Source organism: Flavobacterium sp. LM4 (assembly GCF_002017935.1).
Lineage (GTDB): Bacteria > Bacteroidota > Bacteroidia > Flavobacteriales > Flavobacteriaceae > Flavobacterium > Flavobacterium chungangense.
Genome location: NZ_MUFW01000003.1, coordinates 152,161 through 169,921 on the forward strand (window position 1 = coordinate 152,161; position 17,761 = coordinate 169,921).

At 34.4% G+C, this 17,761-nt stretch carries 18 protein-coding genes; 12 read left to right on the plus strand and 6 right to left on the minus strand.

The features are described from left to right. The first annotated feature begins 64 nt into the window (after positions 1–64). From lgt to proC, 6 genes are all read left to right on the plus strand, one after another. Entirely contained in the window at positions 65–907 is an 843-nt protein-coding gene (gene lgt, locus BXU10_RS18135) for a prolipoprotein diacylglyceryl transferase (RefSeq protein WP_078228962.1), read from the plus strand. A gap of 23 nt (positions 908–930) precedes the next feature. After that, complete coding sequence (locus BXU10_RS18140; protein ID WP_078228963.1) at positions 931–2,712, plus strand: tetratricopeptide repeat protein; 1,782 nt, start codon at positions 931–933, stop codon at positions 2,710–2,712. Between the two features lie 86 nt (positions 2,713–2,798). Continuing rightward, positions 2,799–3,110, plus strand: coding sequence for a DUF4286 family protein (locus BXU10_RS18145; RefSeq protein ID WP_078228964.1), 312 nt, complete (start codon positions 2,799–2,801; stop codon positions 3,108–3,110). A 100-nt stretch (positions 3,111–3,210) separates the two neighbouring features. After that, on the plus strand, positions 3,211–3,996 hold the full coding sequence (gene rsmA / locus BXU10_RS18150) for a 16S rRNA (adenine(1518)-N(6)/adenine(1519)-N(6))-dimethyltransferase RsmA (RefSeq protein WP_078228965.1): 786 nt from the start codon (positions 3,211–3,213) through the stop codon (positions 3,994–3,996). Next, positions 3,980–5,329 carry a magnesium transporter gene (mgtE, locus tag BXU10_RS18155; RefSeq protein WP_031456649.1) on the plus strand — a complete coding sequence of 450 codons (1,350 nt, stop codon included), beginning with the start codon at positions 3,980–3,982 and terminating at the stop codon, positions 5,327–5,329. The genes rsmA and mgtE overlap by 17 nt, the downstream gene beginning before the upstream one ends. Before the next feature lie 56 nt (positions 5,330–5,385). Beyond that, positions 5,386–6,162: a pyrroline-5-carboxylate reductase gene (gene proC / locus BXU10_RS18160; protein WP_078228966.1), complete on the plus strand. Its 777-nt coding sequence runs from the start codon at positions 5,386–5,388 to the stop codon at positions 6,160–6,162. 245 nt (positions 6,163–6,407) lie between these two features. Here proC and BXU10_RS25810 read toward each other — a convergent pair whose 3' ends face one another. Continuing rightward, on the minus strand, positions 6,408–6,653 hold the full coding sequence (locus BXU10_RS25810; RefSeq protein WP_369803419.1) for a hypothetical protein: 246 nt from the start codon (positions 6,651–6,653) through the stop codon (positions 6,408–6,410). 82 nt (positions 6,654–6,735) lie between these two features. Next, a complete protein-coding gene (gene nhaA / locus BXU10_RS18165) occupies positions 6,736–7,878 on the minus strand; it encodes a Na+/H+ antiporter NhaA (protein WP_078228967.1) in 1,143 nt (380 codons plus the stop codon). 145 nt (positions 7,879–8,023) lie between these two features. Between nhaA and BXU10_RS18170 the strand changes: the two genes are divergently transcribed. The 4 genes from BXU10_RS18170 to BXU10_RS18185 all read left to right on the plus strand — a co-directional run bounded on the left by BXU10_RS18170 (position 8,024) and on the right by BXU10_RS18185 (position 10,361). Then, positions 8,024–8,971 carry a 2-hydroxyacid dehydrogenase gene (locus tag BXU10_RS18170; RefSeq protein WP_078228968.1) on the plus strand — a complete coding sequence of 316 codons (948 nt, stop codon included), beginning with the start codon at positions 8,024–8,026 and terminating at the stop codon, positions 8,969–8,971. 178 nt (positions 8,972–9,149) lie between these two features. After that, complete coding sequence (locus tag BXU10_RS18175; RefSeq protein WP_078228969.1) at positions 9,150–9,521, plus strand: DUF805 domain-containing protein; 372 nt, start codon at positions 9,150–9,152, stop codon at positions 9,519–9,521. Positions 9,522–9,538: 17 nt separating this feature from the next. After that, positions 9,539–9,922, plus strand: coding sequence for a DUF4234 domain-containing protein (locus BXU10_RS18180; RefSeq protein ID WP_078228970.1), 384 nt, complete (start codon positions 9,539–9,541; stop codon positions 9,920–9,922). Next, positions 9,897–10,361 carry a DUF2752 domain-containing protein gene (locus BXU10_RS18185; protein WP_031456642.1) on the plus strand — a complete coding sequence of 155 codons (465 nt, stop codon included), beginning with the start codon at positions 9,897–9,899 and terminating at the stop codon, positions 10,359–10,361. Before BXU10_RS18180 ends, BXU10_RS18185 begins: the two co-directional genes overlap by 26 nt. A 52-nt stretch (positions 10,362–10,413) precedes the next feature. On the opposite strand, the gene BXU10_RS18190 is transcribed toward BXU10_RS18185, so the two are convergent. After that, entirely contained in the window at positions 10,414–12,222 is a 1,809-nt protein-coding gene (locus tag BXU10_RS18190; RefSeq protein ID WP_078228971.1) for a lysophospholipid acyltransferase family protein, read from the minus strand. A 115-nt stretch (positions 12,223–12,337) separates the two neighbouring features. Here BXU10_RS18190 and BXU10_RS18195 point away from each other — a divergent pair, with 115 nt between their 5' ends. Further along, positions 12,338–13,099: an exodeoxyribonuclease III gene (locus BXU10_RS18195; RefSeq protein WP_031456640.1), complete on the plus strand. Its 762-nt coding sequence runs from the start codon at positions 12,338–12,340 to the stop codon at positions 13,097–13,099. Between the two features lie 237 nt (positions 13,100–13,336). After that, positions 13,337–14,278: an OmpA family protein gene (locus tag BXU10_RS18200; RefSeq protein ID WP_078228972.1), complete on the plus strand. Its 942-nt coding sequence runs from the start codon at positions 13,337–13,339 to the stop codon at positions 14,276–14,278. Positions 14,279–14,355: 77 nt separating this feature from the next. On the opposite strand, the gene BXU10_RS18205 is transcribed toward BXU10_RS18200, so the two are convergent. From BXU10_RS18205 to bioD, 3 genes are all read right to left on the minus strand, one after another. After that, positions 14,356–15,522, minus strand: coding sequence for a beta-ketoacyl synthase N-terminal-like domain-containing protein (locus BXU10_RS18205; protein WP_078228973.1), 1,167 nt, complete (start codon positions 15,520–15,522; stop codon positions 14,356–14,358). Positions 15,523–15,762: 240 nt separating this feature from the next. Continuing rightward, complete coding sequence (bioA, locus tag BXU10_RS18210; protein WP_078228974.1) at positions 15,763–17,034, minus strand: adenosylmethionine--8-amino-7-oxononanoate transaminase; 1,272 nt, start codon at positions 17,032–17,034, stop codon at positions 15,763–15,765. A gap of 75 nt (positions 17,035–17,109) precedes the next feature. Continuing rightward, positions 17,110–17,730 (minus strand): dethiobiotin synthase, encoded by a 621-nt coding sequence (bioD, locus tag BXU10_RS18215; RefSeq protein WP_078228975.1) that lies wholly within the window; start codon positions 17,728–17,730, stop codon positions 17,110–17,112. Positions 17,731–17,761 lie beyond the last annotated feature (31 nt).

The following is a 17,761-nucleotide window of genomic DNA, read 5'->3' on the forward strand; positions in this document are numbered from 1 at the left end:
TAGCTAAACCTAACAGGTTTCCAAAACCTGTTAGGTTTTCTTTTTTACAATAAACAATGGAAAAATGAGCGGAATATTAAACTGGAATGTCGATCCTGTTATTTTTTGGATAACAGATACTTTTCCTCTAAAATATTATGGAGCATTTTTTGCTGCCGGACTCCTGCTTGGTTTTTATATTGTTAGAAATATTTATAAAAAAGAAAATGTATCTTTAGAAAGTCTGGATAGTTTGCTGATTTATGTTATTGTTGGTACAGTACTTGGAGCCAGGCTTGGACATTGTTTTTTTTATGAACTGTCTTATTTTATTCAACATCCGATAGAAATACTTTTGCCAATTCAAAAAATTAAAGGCTCGTATGAATTTGTTGGTTTTCAGGGTTTGGCAAGTCACGGTGGAACTATTGGCGTTTTAATTGCGATACTGTTATACTGCAAAAAACATAAAGTACAGCTGCTGTGGATCTTAGACAGAATGGCTGTTGCCGTTCCTATTACAGCTGCTTTTATCAGGTTTGGTAATTTCATGAATTCAGAAATTTACGGGAAACCAACTAATGGAAAGTGGGGAGTAGTATTTCAAAGAGATGATTTGATTCCCAGACATCCAACGCAGTTATATGAGGCATTCTCGTATTTGTTTATTTTTGGTTTCTTGTTTTTTATGTTCCGATCACAAAAAATAAAAGAACGAGAGGGACTGATTTTTGGTTTTTTCCTCACGTTATTGTTTCTGGCTCGTTTTATAATTGAATTCTTCAAAGAAAATCAGGAAGTTTTTGAAAATAATATGCCAATTAATATGGGACAGATTTTAAGCATTCCCTTTATTTTAATTGGATTAACTTTGATAATCTGGAAATCAAAGCAAAAAAGGAATACATTGAAATTTTATAATGCTTAAAGTTAGCTTCTAAAAACCGAAATATGAAAAACATCTGTATCTATATCGTTTTGTTGTGGTCTACTTTTGTATTCTCCCAAAATGAGCAGCTCGCTCAATATTATTATGATAAAGGTGATTTCGAAAAAGCAAAAATCAGTTATGAAGAGCTTTTAAAAAGTGTACCATCCAATACGCAGTATTTTTTAAGAACAGTTGAATGTTATCAGCAGCTGCAGCAATTTACCAATGCTGATAAAGCTATTCAGGAAAGGTATAATAGATATAAACAGGGTGTTTTTTTAGTCGAATTAGGATATAATTTTCAATTACAGAAAAACGAATCTAAAGCTAAAAATTATTATGATCAGGCTGTCGAAAAAATAAAAACGAATCCGAATGATGTTTACGGAGTTGCGAATTCTTTCGAGAAAAAAGTATTGCTTGAATATGCTTTGAAATCCTACCAAACCGCAATGCAGGTGCAGCCCAATTACAATTTTAATTTCCAGATTGGAATGTTGTACGGGCAATTAGGGAAAACCGATTTAATGATAGATCTTTTACTGACAGAATCATTTCAAAATCCACAAAATTCAAATCTGATACAGGCACAATTATCCCGTTTTATGAACGGTGAAAATGATAATACGGCTTTTAAAGATGCTATGCGTAAGGCTTTAATCCTGAAAACACAACAAAATCAGGATGTATTTTGGAACCATTATCTAAGTTGGTTTTATGTACAGCAGAAAGAATTTGGAAAAGCTTTTATTCAGGAAAAGGCCATTTATAAACGTGAACCGGAATCGTTGACAAGTATAGTTAATCTAAGTCAGTTTGCACTGAATGAAAATGATACTGAAACGGCTACTGAAATTTTGAATTTTATTTTACTGAATACCAAAGATTTAAATTTACTGATTCAGACCAATGCTAATTTGATGCAAATTAAAATTGATAAGGCGCAGGAAAAGGATTACCCGGGCATCACTATCGAATTGGAACATTTGCTTGCAACTTACGGAATAACTCCTTTTACCTTATCTTTGCAAATAATTCAGGGTCATTTCCTGGCTTTTAATTTAAAAAAGGCAGAAGAAGGCAAGGCAGTTGTGAAAAAAGCCTTAGAGCTTAATTTGAATGAGTATCAAAAAGCAGATGCCAAAATGGAATTGGGTGATATTTTGCTTTTGGAAGAAAAATACAATCAGGCATTGATTTATTATTCACAAATTCAATTGGATTTGAAGAATGATGTGATGTCTCACGAAGCAAGTTTAAAAGCAGCAAAAGCAAGTTATTTTAAAACAGATTTTGAATGGGCTTTAAAACAATTCAAGGAATTAAAGTCGGCCAATACACAATTAATTGCAAATGATGCCCTGGAATATTTTTTGCTGATCAATGACAATACAGTTGCTGATTCGACACAAACGGCTTTGAAGCAATTTGCAAAAGGTGATTTTTTAATTTATCAAAATAAACAACAAGATGCAATTATACAGTTTCAGAATATTTTGAAGTCTTTCAAGGGACAGGAAATTGAAGCTGTAACAATGTTGCGTTTAGGTAAAATATATGAAAGTCTGAAAGATTATAATTCGGCTTTAAGCCAATACCAGCAAATCATTGATCATCATAGCGACGGAATTTATGTAGATGAAGCGCTGTTTTTTTCGGCAGAAATTTACAACGATGAATTAAAAGATACAGAAAAAGCAAAACCTTTGTATGAAAAGGTGATTTTTAACCATCAGGATAGTATTTACTTTGTTGATGCCAGAAAAAAATACCGCGAGTTAAGAGGAGACAAGAATTTATAAAAATAGATTTTTGGATTATTAGAAAGTTAGATCATTAGATGTCTAACAATCTAAGATGTCTAACAATCTAATAATCTAAGAAAAAAATGATTATTTACAACGTTACCACCAATATACACGAAAGCGTTCATGACCAATGGTTAAAATGGATGCAGGAAAAACATATACCGGAAATTCTGGCTACAAACAAGTTTTCTTCAGCACGAATCGTAAAAGTTTTGATTGAAGAAGAAATGGGGGGAATTACATATTCTGTTCAGTATTTTACAGACAGCAAAGCAACTTTAGAGAAATATTATCTTGAAGATGCACCAAAATTTCGTCAGGAAGCCCAGGAATTGTTTGCCGATAAAATGCTTTCTTTCAGAACCGAATTAGAAGTGATCTCGGAACATTAAAAAAGATAGTTAGATCGTTGACTTTTTAGACAGTTAGAAGCTTTTTCTAAAAATCTAATAAGTCTAACGATCTAATAAGTCTAACAATCTAAAAGAAATAATGGAAAAAGTAAAAGCCAAAAAACATTTAGGACAACACTTCCTGAAAGACGAAAGTATCGCCAAAGCAATTGCAGATACTTTGAGTTTACAGGGATATGATGAGGTTTTAGAAATAGGGCCGGGAATGGGTGTGCTGACTAAATATTTGCTTGACAAACCAATTAACACACACGTAATCGAGATTGATACGGAATCTGTAGTGTATTTGAGTGAAAATTATCCAAAATTAAAAGACAAGATTATCTCTCAGGATTTCCTGAAATACAATATTAATGAGGTTTACGAAAACAAGCAATTTGCCATTATCGGAAACTTCCCTTATAATATTTCGACACAGATCGTTTTTAGGACTTTAGAATTTAAACATCAGATTCCGGAATTTTCGGGGATGTTTCAAAAAGAAGTTGCTGAGCGAATCTGCGAGAAAAAGGGCTCTAAAGCTTACGGAATCTTGTCCGTTTTAGCACAGGCTTTCTATGATACTGAGTATCTGTTCACTGTTGACGAAAATGTTTTTATTCCTCCGCCCAAGGTAAAATCGGGTGTGATGAAAATGACCCGAAAGGAAGATTATAGCCTTCCTTGTGGTGAGAAGTTGTTCTTTACGGTAGTGAAAACTGCTTTTCAGCAAAGACGAAAAACATTACGTAACAGTTTGAAAACATTAAATTTAACTGATAATTTGCGATTAGACACTATCTTTGATAAACGTCCCGAGCAACTAAGTGTAGATGAATTTATTGAACTGACTCAAAAGATAGAAGCCGATGGAGTTCAAAGTTAGCAAAGAATTAATACATCAATTAGAAGAGCACATTGTTCACAAAAACGACAAAGAACTTGAAGTTTTACTTAACGATCTGCACCATGCCGATATTGCCGAAATCCTCGATGAACTGGATTTTGACGAGGCAACCTATATTTTTAAGGTTTTAGACAGTGATAAAACCGCTGAAATTCTTCTTGAGCTGGAAGATGATTTGCGGGAGAATATCTTAAGCCGACTTTCGCCAAAAGAGATTGCAGAAGAGCTTGATGAACTCGAAACTAATGATGCGGCAGATATTATTGCCGAACTTTCGCAGGAAATTAAAGCCGAAGTAATCTCGGAGCTAATTGATGTTGAACACGCAAAAGACATTGTTGATTTATTGCGTTACGACGAAAACTCTGCCGGAGGTTTGATGGGAAAGGAGCTGGTAAAAGTCAATGAGAATTGGAATGTACTGACTTGTGTGAAAGAAATGCGTATTCAGGCCGAAAATGTGTCCAGAGTACATTCAATTTATGTGGTTGATGATGAAAATCGCTTAAAAGGAAGATTATCACTAAAAGACTTATTGACAACTTCGACCAAAACACAAATTGGAGATATTTATATTCGGAAATTAAATTTTGTAAACGTAGATACTGAAGATGTTGAGGTAGCGCGTATCATGCAAAAATACGATTTGGAAGCTATTCCGGTTGTAGATGAATTGGGTCGTCTTGTTGGTAGAATTACAATTGATGATATCGTAGACGTAATCAAGGACGAAGCTGATAAAGATTACCAGTTAGCGGCGGGTATTACGCAGGACGTTGAATCAAATGACAGTGTTTTAGAATTAACAAAAGCACGTTTACCCTGGCTTTTAATTGGAATGGTAATCGAAATTGTAGCTTCTTTTGTTTTAAAAGGAAACGAAGAAACATTTCAAACCTATTCAACCTTAATTATTTTTGTGCCTTTACTTTCGGCAACTGCAGGAAACATAGGCGTTCAGGCATCAGCAATTGTAGTTCAGGGGCTTGCAAACGGAACGTTGAAAGAATTTAGCCGAGGTTATTTTACCAAAGAAATTACCGTTTCGATGATTTCCGGAAGTATCATTTCATTGCTTTTACTTGGATATCATTCAATTATGTATCAACAGTATTTAGTAGGTCTGGCAATTTCAATTTCGATGATTGTAGTGATTTTATTTGCTGCAACTTTGGGGACTCTGGTGCCGCTTTTCCTTCATAAAAACAAAATAGACCCCGCTATTGCAACAGGTCCTTTTATCACAACAACCAATGATGTTTTTGGAATTATGCTCTATTTTGGAGTTGCCAAACTGATTCTTGGATTTTAAATGTTGAATTATACAAAACAGCTATTAACCAATTAGAATATAAATTAACAATCAGAATGAAAGTACATATCATAGGAGGAGGAAATCTTGGTGTTTCTATTGCCTTGGGAATTGCGAAATTTTCACAAAGTCACAAAGTCACCGTAACCAGAAGAAATACCGCCAGTATTCAATATTTAACCGAATTAGGAATTACGGTTTCTTCAGATAATAAACATAACATTCAGGAAGCTGATGTTATAATTTTAACTATTAAACCCTATCAGGTAGATACAGTTCTGACAGAGATTTTGCCAATTATTCAGGGCAAAACCATTGCATCTGCAGTAAGTGGTTTGTCTTTGGAAATGCTTCAGTCAAAAACGAATAATGAATATCCGGTAGTGAGAATCATGCCGAACATCGCTGCACAATTTGGAGAATCTGCAACTTGTATTTCTTTTCCTGAAAAAGACAGGGAAAAAGCATTGCCAATCGTAGATTTATTTCAGGATTTGGGAACTGCACCGGTTATTGATGAGAAATTAATGGATGCGGCCACTGTTTTAGGAGCTTGTGGAACCGCTTATGCTTTAAGATATATTCGTGCTTCAATGCAGGCCGGTATCGAAATTGGATTTGATTCTCAGACAGCTTTGGCAATTGCGGCACAAACTGTAAAAGGAGCAGCAAAAATGTTGTTGGAAGAGAAAGTACATCCGGAACAATTAATCGACCGTGTAACAACTCCTCAGGGCTGTACAATTGTAGGTTTAAATGAAATGGAACATAATGGTTTCAGTTCATCTTTAATAAAAGGAATCAAAACTTCTTTGAAACAAATCAAGGGATAGTTTTTAAAAGAAATTCCAAGATAAAAAATTCCAAATATCAATTATTATTGAGTTTGGAATTTTTTGCTTTTAGAGTTTAATATTGTGTTTTTGAACAATAATTTATTAGGAAAGTAAGATTTTCTTGACTGAGAACATCTTTAAACATTGTTCGATGATAATCGATTCCTAAGTTTTCAATTTTGTTACTGTCGATTCTGTGATTTTTTATGAGCATCCATTTTACAAAAACTAAAGAATCAATATTACGAAGTGCTGGTCCAGTACTCTTGGCATCTAGTTTGTGGCAGGCAGCACATGGAGTTAAAAATCCCTTTTCCTTTGTATTGGCTTCCTGTTAATTCAAAAGATTGAGTTCCACAAAAAGGAACGGGAATTTGACAATTCAGATCAGGATCTGTAGAATTATATTTTATTTGATAAAGTATTACCCCTACCAGTAATATTATAAGAGATAGTGATACAGTAAGGATTTGTCTGGTTCTTTTCATTTTTCTCAATTACAAGTTCTGGTTTTTTATTAGTACAGGCATAAATTGCAGGAATATGTCGAAAAATTAAATGGATTTCATATTAAGCTCTTTTCTTTGATAAAATAAACTTCAAATAAACAAATCCGAAAATACCCGAAAGCACAGAAGCAATCAGAATCGCAATTTTAGAAAAAACAATGATTTCAGGATCTTTAAAGGCTAAAACAGTAATAAAGATTGACATCGTAAAACCAATTCCGCCAAGCATTCCGGCACCTAATATGTGGGACCATTTTAACTTTTTCGGTAAAGCACAAAAACCGGCGTTTACTCCAATAAAGGAAAAAAGTAAAATTCCTAAAGGTTTCCCGACAACTAATCCTAAAACAATTCCGAATGTGTTTGTATGGTTTAAACCTTCATGCCAATCTGATTCTATGGCGATGCATGTATTTGCAATAGCAAATAATGGCAAAATCAGAAACGCTACAGGTTTGTGTAAAAAGTGCTGTAGTTTATAGGATGATGATTTTTTACCGCCATCTCCAAACGGAATTACAAATGCTAATATAACTCCCGTAATAGTGGCATGAACCCCGGAGTTTAGCATGAAATACCACATGGCAACACCACCAATCAAATACGGAATCAGGTTATTAATTTTCATTCTGTTCAAAACAAATAAAAGTCCCCATATTCCTAAGGCAATAGCAAGATTTATAAAAGCAATTGAAGACGTATAAAAAATAGCAATTACGATAATAGCACCTAAATCATCAATAACTGCCAATGCTGTTAGAAATACTTTTAGTGATACTGGCACTTTATTTCCCAAAAGGGATAAAATTCCAATAGCAAATGCAATATCAGTTGCCATTGGTATTCCGGCTCCGTTTTGAGTAGCAGTTCCGTAATTTAGTGCTAAAAATAATGCTGCAGGGACCAACATTCCGCCCAATGCAGCGATCATTGGTAAAGATGCATTTTTGATACTTGACAATTCACCATGATAAATTTCCCGCTCCAGTTCTAATCCAATCAGTAAAAAGAAAATTGTCATCAAACCATCATTAATCCAGTGATTGATAGAGTGTCCGCCCCAATCTTTTTCCCACAACGTAATATAATCTGTCTGAAATGATGAATTGGCCAGTGTAAGCGAAAGAATAGTAACAAAAAGCAATAAGAGTCCTCCCGATTTTTCGTTTTCAAAAAAGGCTTTAAATGTTTTGGTCAATTTCATTTGAGAGGTATTATATTGTGGTAAGGTGTTATTTTCAAAGTTAAAAAAAATAGGTCAATAAAAACCTGCGTTTATCAGTTTGAAACAATCTCAATTAAGAAATAAAGAATAAACTGTATTTTTGTTTTATCTAAATTTAAAAATAATGAGCATAAAAATTCTACATATCGATAGCAATCATCCCACTCTCTGGAAGCAATTAGAAGAGGCCGGTTTTGAAAATCATTCTGATTTTACATCTTCAAAAGAAGAAATTGAAGCCAAAATTCAGGATTATAACGGAATCGTAATCCGAAGCCGTTTTAAAATTGACAAACAATTTATCGATAAAGCTGTTAACCTTCAGTTTATTGCCAGGGTAGGAGCAGGACTAGAAAGTATTGATTGCGATTACGCATTAGATAAGGATATTCATTTGATTGCTGCTCCCGAAGGTAATTGCAACGCTGTTGCAGAACATACTTTAGGGATGATTTTGTCACTTTTTAATAAACTAAATCAGGCAGACAGCGAAATCCGATCTGGTGCATGGAATCGTGAAAGTAACCGCGGATATGAACTAGACGGAAAAACAGTCGGAATTATTGGATATGGTAATATGGGGAAAGCCTTTGCCAAAAAACTCCGTGGTTTTGATGTAGAGGTATTGTGTTATGATATTGTGGATAACATGGGAGATGAAAATGCAAAACAGGTTTCATTACAGGAATTACAGAAAAAAACCGATGTTTTAAGTCTGCATATTCCATGGACACCGGACACAGACAAAATGATCGATCTGAATTTTATTAATGCATTTGCAAAGCCGTTCTGGATTATTAATACATCTCGTGGTAAAAATATAGTGACGGCAGATTTAGTTGAAGCCATGAAATCTGAAAAAGTTTTAGGAGCTGGTTTAGATGTATTGGAATATGAGAAATTATCTTTTGAGACCCTTTTTCAGGATAAAAATACTCCTGAAGCTTTTCAGTATCTCTTAGATGGTAAAAAAGTGATTCTGACTCCTCATATTGCCGGATGGACATTCGAAAGCCATGAACGTTTAGCACAGGTAATTGTAGATAAAATAAAAGCTCTGTATGTAAAATAACAGCCCAGTTGAGTTTTAGGTTTTAATAACAGGTTTTTTCTGTAAAATATATTTTGCAGAATTAGTTTTTGAAGTTATTTTTTTTTAATATTGTTGCTAAATTTAACAAAATTTTAAATTAAGGAGGAACTGAAAATCCTAAAAAGAGTAAGTATTAACTAATTAAATTTTATTAATTATGATTGAATGGTACAAAAAAGTGGTTTTTGAAAATTATGCAAATTTTAATGGTCGTGCAAGAAGAAGTGAATATTGGTACTTTGCTTTGTTAAATGGTATTATTAGTATCGCTTTGAGCTTTGTTCTGGGCTTTATTTCACCAAGTTTAGGGCTTGCAGCCAACCTTTATAGCTTAGCTGTATTAATCCCTTCGATAGCGGTTGGTGTTAGAAGAATGCACGATGTTGGAAAAAGCGGATGGTTTATCATTATTCCAATCTACAATTTAATCCTTGCATGTACTGAGGGTGAAAAAGGAACAAACGAATATGGTCCGGATCCTAAAAACAATTTTGACGAAATCAATGAAATCGGAAAGGCTGAGGCATAATCACATAATGGAATAATATGGAAACTACAAAGCCAGAAGAATGGAATAATTCAAATCCTGAAATACCGGTATTTAAGGTTGACCCAATTATGGTATTAGTCTTTGGATTTTTAACTTGCGGATTATATTTGATTTACTGGAATATTAAAGTTGCAGAAGTTTTTAATGCAGTGGCTAAAAGAGAAGTTATTTCTCAGCCAATTGCAATTTTTGCCGGATGTTGTATGCCTATAAATATTTACTTCTATTATTTAGCAGGTAAAGAGGCTTTGCCAAAAGTATACGAACAAACAGGTGAACTTCAAAAAGATCAATCAACTTTATTAATCCTTTTAGGTTTCTTTTTTCCTATAGCCGCAGCAATGATCGTACAAGGTGACATCAACAGATTGTATAAATAATAATAGAATAAAACGTAAAATTTACGGAATTATCGGTGCATTAATAACACTGATAGTTCCGTTTTTTTTAATGTTGCAAAATCATAATAATCATTTAGAATCAGATCAGTCTTTATGTCCTTTTAAAATGCTTACCGGATTTCCTTGTCCGGGTTGCGGTATAACTAAATCGTTGGTATACTTTTATCAGGGAGATATTTATAAAAGTATTAGCTATCATATTTTAGGCCCGTTTGTAATTCTTTTTTGCTGCCTGACAATTATTGTGTTAACAGTAGAGATAATTAATAAAAAAGAATATTTTACCACTCTTTTATACAATAAAAAATTAGCTTATAATCTGGCTTATTTTCTGGCTATTTATCACTTTGTAAGATTGATAGTTTTTATTGCAAACCATTCTTTTGATGCTATTTTGCATCAGTCTGTCTGGTTTTAAAATATAAAAAAATCCTAACCTTGTGGTTGGGATTTTTTTATATTTTTCTTTATTAATTAATGTCCTCTTTCTCAGCTAATTTACGCTCCAGTTCAATCTGAAACTCTTCTATTACAGGTTTCATCGTACTTTCAGGAATATCTGCAATCCTGATGTACATTAAACCATCGACTGCATTGTTAAACAACGGATCAACATTAAAAGCTACTACTCGCGCATTTTGTTTGATATATTTTTTGATTAATACCGGCAAACGCAAGTTCCCTGGTTCCAGTTCATCAATAATTTTATCAAATTTGTTAAGGTCTGATTCTGCTTCGTCAAAAATAAAATCTTTGTCAGCGTCTTTCAGTTTTACCTTATAAGCCTTTTTCGGATGAATATACTGAGCGATATAAGGATCATAATAGTTTGACTTCATAAATTCAATCATCAGCGATTTTGAGAAGTCAGAGAACTGGTTACTGATGCTTACGCCACCCAATAAATATTTATGTTCCGGATAACGCAAAGTCGTATGAATAATTCCTTTCCATAGTAAGAACAATGGCATAGGTTTTTGCTGGTATTCTTTGACGATAAACGCACGACCCATTTCTATTGATTTATGCATCATATCATGCAACTCCGGTTCAAATCTAAAAAGATCGTTCAGGTAGAAGCCTTCAATGCCGTATTTTGGGTAAATTTCAGAGCCTAATCCCATACGGTAAGCACCGGCAATTTTTTTAGTATCCTCATCCCACAAAAACATATGATGGTAATACTGGTCAAACTGGTCTAAATCTATTGATTCATTGGTTCCTTCACCTACTTCACGAAAAGTAATTTCGCGTAAACGGCCAATTTCATGCAAAATATTCGGTATCGATTTTGCTCTTGCAAAAAAGACTTCATAATTTTTACTTTGCAATAAACGACAGTCACTGTTTCGTAAAGCATCTACTTCAGCAATCATTTTTGCTTCATTTGCAGGAGTAGCAATTTTTTTAGGTGCTTTCGTAATTTTTAAATTAGCCGTATCCAGTAACTTATGATCTTTTTCAAAAGGATTGGCCAGCATATAGGTTTTCTTTCTTAAAAACTCAGAGTATTCTTCAAACGATTCAATTTCGTTTTGTTCGTTTACCGAAATTGGTTTGCCGATACGAACCTTAATAACACGGTCTTTTTGAGTAAGCAATTCCGATGGTAATTTTGCAGTACGCAAAGTATCATCAATTTTAGAAAGCCAATAGAACAATCTGCTGTTTTTGGCATGAAAATAAATCGGGACAACCGGAACTTTAGCTTTTCTAATTAGTTTTAAAGCTCCTTCTTCCCAAGGTTTGTCAACTACCAGTTTTCCATCTCTGTAAGTCGACACTTCCCCGGCAGGGAAAATACCCAAAGGTTTTCCATCACTTAAATGACGTAAGGTTTCCTTAATTCCAACCACGCTGGATTTAGCATCCCTATGATTTTCAAAAGGATTAACCGGCATGATATATTTTTTAAGCGGAACAATTCGGTGTAATAAAAAGTTGGCAATAATCTTGAAATTAGGTTCTCTTTCAAGCATTAATTTCAATAATAAAATACCATCAATTCCTCCAAGCGGATGATTTGAAATAGTGATATAAGCACCATCTTTAGGCAAACGTTTTAAGTCTTCTTCCGGAATTTCAAACTTAATTTGTAATTCATCCAATACTCCGTTCAAAAAAGGAACGTCTTCTAAATGTTTATTATGATCGTATATTTTATTAAGGGTTGATATCTTAAGAACCTTCATAAGAATCCAGCCTGAAAAAGTACCGAAAACCCCGTACTTCTCAACATTTATCGCCTTTGCAACTTCTTTCGCGGTAACTAAACCCATCTACTATTTTTAATTTATTAGAACAGCGAACAAAGATAACAAAAAACTCTACTTTTAGTGTTTGTTATGTAAACTTTCCGCTTTTTTATTACTTTTGAAATTCTAAAAAAATCGAATGAAAATTATTTCTTATAACGTAAACGGAATACGCGCTGCTATTTCAAAAGGCTTTATCAACTGGCTTCAACAGGCTAATCCTGATGTTATTTGTCTTCAGGAAATTAAGGCTACTCAGGAGCAGATTCCTACAGAAGATATTACTGCTGCGGGTTATCCGTACCAATATTATTATCCGGCAACCAAAAAAGGATACAGCGGTGTAGCTATTTTATCTAAAACAGAACCTAATCAGGTTGTTTATGGAACAGGAATACACCATATGGATTTTGAAGGACGAAATCTTCGTGCTGATTTTGATGATGTATCTGTAATGAGTTTGTACCTTCCTTCAGGAACAAACATAGAAAGGTTAGACCATAAATTTATGTTTATGGATGATTTTCAAGTCTATGTAAACGAATTAAGGACTACAATCCCTAATATAATTATTTGTGGCGATTACAATATTTGCCACGAAGCAATCGATATTCACGATCCGGTCCGCAACAAAACAGTATCGGGATTTTTGCCTCAGGAACGTGCCTGGCTGGACGGATTTATGAAGTCCGGTTTTATCGACAGTTTCCGTCATTTCAACAAAGATCCGCATCATTATACATGGTGGAGTTACCGCGCTGGAGCAAGAGGAAACAACAAAGGCTGGCGTATCGATTACAATTTGGTAAGCGAACCTTTAGAGCATAGATTAAAACGTGCCGTAATCCTTCCGGATGCCATACATTCAGACCATTGCCCGGTTTTAGTCGAAATTGAGTAATTTTGGTATTGTTATTGTTAGAAAAAGGTCAGTTTTAAGTCAAAACAATTGTCATCCTGAGCAGAGTCGAAGCTTTAAGATTAAAAGTAAGGAGCTAATTCCTGCTTTTCACTGCAATCTTTTTGTTTTTAAAGAAAAAACTAAAAGGATTTCCGTTTCAATCAGGGCTAGGGCTCCACGGTAATAAGAATTTCAAGAAAGAATAATAACCTAATTTATTAAATACCATAAACAAAAATGATTAAAAAAGCCTCACTGGGATTGCTTGTTATAGCTCTTTCGACGTCTTGTGTTTCCAAAAAAATATACAACGATCTGGAAACAAAATATTCAGATTTAAAAAAAGAAAACCGTTCTATTGCTGATGAAAACGCAGATCTAAAAACGGCAAAAAACCAATTAGAATTAGATCGTGATAAATTAGCCAAAGATTTAGCAAGTACAAAAGATGATTTAGCCAAACAAAAAGCTGATTTAGCTGCTGCACAAAGTAAATACAAGGTTTTACAGGATTCGTACAATGCTCTTGAAAAGAACAGTAATGACGCTTTAGAGAAAAACATGAGTAAAAACCGTGATTTATTGGCTGAATTAGAAGCAAAATCAAAAAAATTAGCTGAAGAACAGGCTCGTTTGGATAAAACAGCAAGCCGTCTGAACGAACTTGAAGCTATGATTGCTGCAAAAGAAGAAGCTATGAGAAAGCTGAAAGAAACGTTGTCTAAAGCTTTAAATGGTTTCGAAGGAAAAGGACTTACTGTAGAACAGAAAAACGGAAAAGTATACGTTTCTATGGAAAACAAATTACTTTTTAATTCAGGGAGCTGGGCAGTGGGTTCAGAAGGTAGAAAAGCGGTTGTAGAATTAGGAAAAGTTTTAGGAGACAACCCGGATCTTTCTGTCCTAATTGAAGGACATACAGATGATGATCCATACGCAGGTTCAGGACCAATTGCAAATAACTGGGATTTATCTACCAAAAGAGCGACTGCAATTGTGGCTATTTTAAGTGAAAATACTAAAATCAACAAACAAAAATTAACAGCTGCCGGTCGTAGCGAGTTTTCTCCTTTGGCAAGCAACGCAACTCCTGAAGGAAAAGCTAAAAATCGCAGAATCGAAATCATCTTAACACCAAGATTAGATGAAATCGCTGATATGTTAAACAGCATCAACTAAGCTGATTTTTATAACATTTAAAAGGCTCAGAGTTTTTTAATACTTTGAGCCTTTTTTTATTGATATGATTTTATAAATTATGCTTTTTCAATTAAAATACTCACGGCATTTCCTCCAAAACCTACTGCATTAATGAGTACTTTTTTTATGGTTTTCGTCTGATTTTGAGCTTTCGCAAAGGGAACATTGATAAACTTATCGTGCTGTATCATCAAAAGCGCTAATTCTAAACTTAAAATTCCTGAAGCTCCAAAAGTGTGACCGATTTTCCATTTATTTGTAGTAAGTAATGGTAAGTTTTCTCCAAAAACTTTTTCAATCGCACGTAGTTCCGTTAAATCGCCTTTTATGGTTCCGGGAGCGTGCATAACGATTACGTCTACATCTTTTAAATTGGTTTTTTTTAAAGCCATTTTCATAGATTTCTGAAAGCAGTCCGCTTCTGCAGAAATCGAAATATTATGTTCCAGAATCTCAGTTGCATATCCAACTCCGGTAATATACGCAATTGCATTATCTGCTTTGCCAGCTTCCAGACAGCAAACGCCCGATGCTTCACCTAAAATCATCGTATTTTGCGTTTTCTCAAAATCAAAAGCGAGATTTGGCCATGCTTCCTCTGTTTGATTAATACGTGAATATATTTTTAAAGCTCTCATTTGAGCAATCGTAAAATCGGTTAAGGGAGCTTCACTTCCGCCAACTAAAAATTTATCTGCCATTCCTGATTTTAGCCATGCTACGCCATTTAGTATTGCATGAAGAGCGGTAGAACAGGTAATCGAATGCGAAATTTCAGGACCGGTGCTTTGTAAATCGTGGGCAATCCAGGAAGAAATATTTCCTAAAGTGGTGGTAGGAGAGGCAAGAGTCTGCGCTTTTCCGGTATCGATGTATTCCTTGTAATGTTTTTCGAATAAATCAGTTGCGCCACGTGAAGAACCTATGTTGATCCCGAATGTATCTCCTGATTTCCAGCCTGCGTGTTCAACCGCTTTTCGCGAAGCTGCCAATGCAAACAAAACAGAATCATCCAAAAATTTATATTTAGGATCCGATTCTCTTACTTCAGCTATAATTTGTTTGGTGTCAGCTTCAAGTACCGCTACAGAAGTTTCCTGCTGATCTAAGAACTGCTGCGAAAAGCAATGTTGATCGTTAAGGTATTTTTTCCAGACTTCTTCATGATTATTTCCTAATGGAGAAATAGACGAAAATGCTGTTATGGAGATTTTAGTATTCAATTTTTTTTATTTAACCGCAAAGTTCGCAAAAGTTTACGCAAAGTTTGCAGGGTTTTAAATAAAAATTAAACCATATAAGTGATTTAATTTTGAGTGTTTTACTTTTCTTATATACCATTCAATTTCTGGCTTATGGAGTCGAGCCTTTGTTTTCATAAGCCTTCGACTCCGCTCAGGATGACAGTAAGGTATGCGAGGCAAAGTTAAATGAACTTATATCTCTTATATGGTTTTTAGTAGCTAGACCATTTCAATAGCTTCTTCAATGGTTTTGTAAACTTTTTGAAGCTGTTCGTTTGTCATGATATATGGAGGTAAAATATAAACTATGTTTCCAACCGGACGTAAAACAACACCATTTTCAATAAAAAAATTATACAATTTGGTGCGCATAGAACCGTAATAGCTTTCCTTAGAATCGGATTTTATTTCAACGGCAAAAATAACTCCTAATATTCTGGCTGTAATTACTTTTGGATGACTTTCGATTTTCTTTTGGAACTCTAAATGATTTTTATTGATTCTCTCAATATTAGTCTGCATTTCATCGGTTTGCAGTAAATCGATACTTGCCAAAGCTGCTGCACAACCTGTTGGATTTGCAGTAAAAGTATGGCCGTGAAATAATGCTTTATTAATATCATCGTCATAAAAAGCATCAAAAACCTTCTGGGTAAAAGTCGTAATTGCCATCGGAATTGTTCCGCCGGTTAAAGCTTTAGACAAACAAATCATGTCTGGATCTGCATCAACATAGTCCATTGCAAAGGTTTTTCCGGTTTTACCAAAACCTGTCATTACTTCATCAGCAATGGTTAAAACCTTATTTTCTTTACAAATTTCGATTAGTTTTGCTAATGCTTCGGGTTCGTACATTACCATTCCGGCTGCTCCCTGAACGAGAGGTTCAAAAATAAATCCGGCACAATTATTTCGCTGAATTACATTTTCCAGGGCCTCAAAACTCACTTGTTCCTGACCTTTCACCGGAACCGGAATTCGAACAACATCTATAAACATTCCCTGAAAAGCCTGAGTGTAGAAAGAGATTCCGCTTGCTGCCATCGCTGCAAAAGTATCTCCGTGAAACGCATTTTCAAAAGCAATTATGGTTGTTCGTTTTTCTCCTTTATTGAAAAAATACTGTAATGCGACTTTTATGGCAACTTCGACTGCAGTTGAACCATTATCAGAAAAGAAAATTTTCTGCTGGTTCTTGGGCAAAATTTCCATCAATTTTTCAGCAACTTTTATGGCTGGTTCGTGAGTAAAACCGCCAAATAAAACGTGTTCTAAAGTTGTGAGCTGTTTGTAAATAGCATCGGCAATAAATTTATTACTGTGTCCAAATGGATTTACCCACCAGGAAGCGATCGCATCAATATATTCTTTATTGTTTTCATCCCAAAGCAAGGCGCCTTCGCCTCTCGAAATAGCAATTGGTGTTTGAGAAGTTTTGTGCTGGGTATAAGGATGCCAAAGATATCGGCTGTCTTTTTCCTGTAAAGTCATGCGATTGATGATTTTAGATTTTTGATTAACGATTTCAGATTTGAAATTGATTTTTGAAATTGATTTTTGAAGTTGTTATTGAAGTTGTAAAAGGTTCTCCCGAAACAAATCGGCATATTCTTTAATTATATTTTGGTCAAAATACGGTTCTTCATCAATTCTTCCAATCCATTTAATTCCGGTTTTATTCAGAATCAAACTTTCGGTTGATTTGTTTTCGCTTCCGCTAAAGATGATTCCTGCGACTTTAAAACCTCGATTCTGAATAGCTTCAATGGTCAATAAGGTATGATTAATACTTCCCAGATAATGTCTTGAAACTATAATCACTTTGTAATCAGGTTTAATTAAATCAATAATGGTATCTTTTTCGTTTAACGGAACAAAAATACCACCAGCACCTTCAATAACCAGATGATTTTTAGTTTCCGGTTGCTGGATTTCTTTTAAATCAATTATAATTCCATCAATTTCAGCAGCTAAATGTGGACTCGCCGGGGTATTTAATTGATAAGAGTTGGAATGGAATTGAGATTTAGAATTTGAAATTCGGGATTTTACTTTATGGGTATCTGAATTGTCAAGATCGCCTGCCTGAATTGGTTTCCAATAATCTGCTTCTAAAGCTTCAACAATGATAGAAGAAGCAATTGTTTTGCCTACATCTGTGGAAATCCCGGTTACGAATAGTTTCATTTCTTTGTTTTTAATGGAGTACAAAAATACC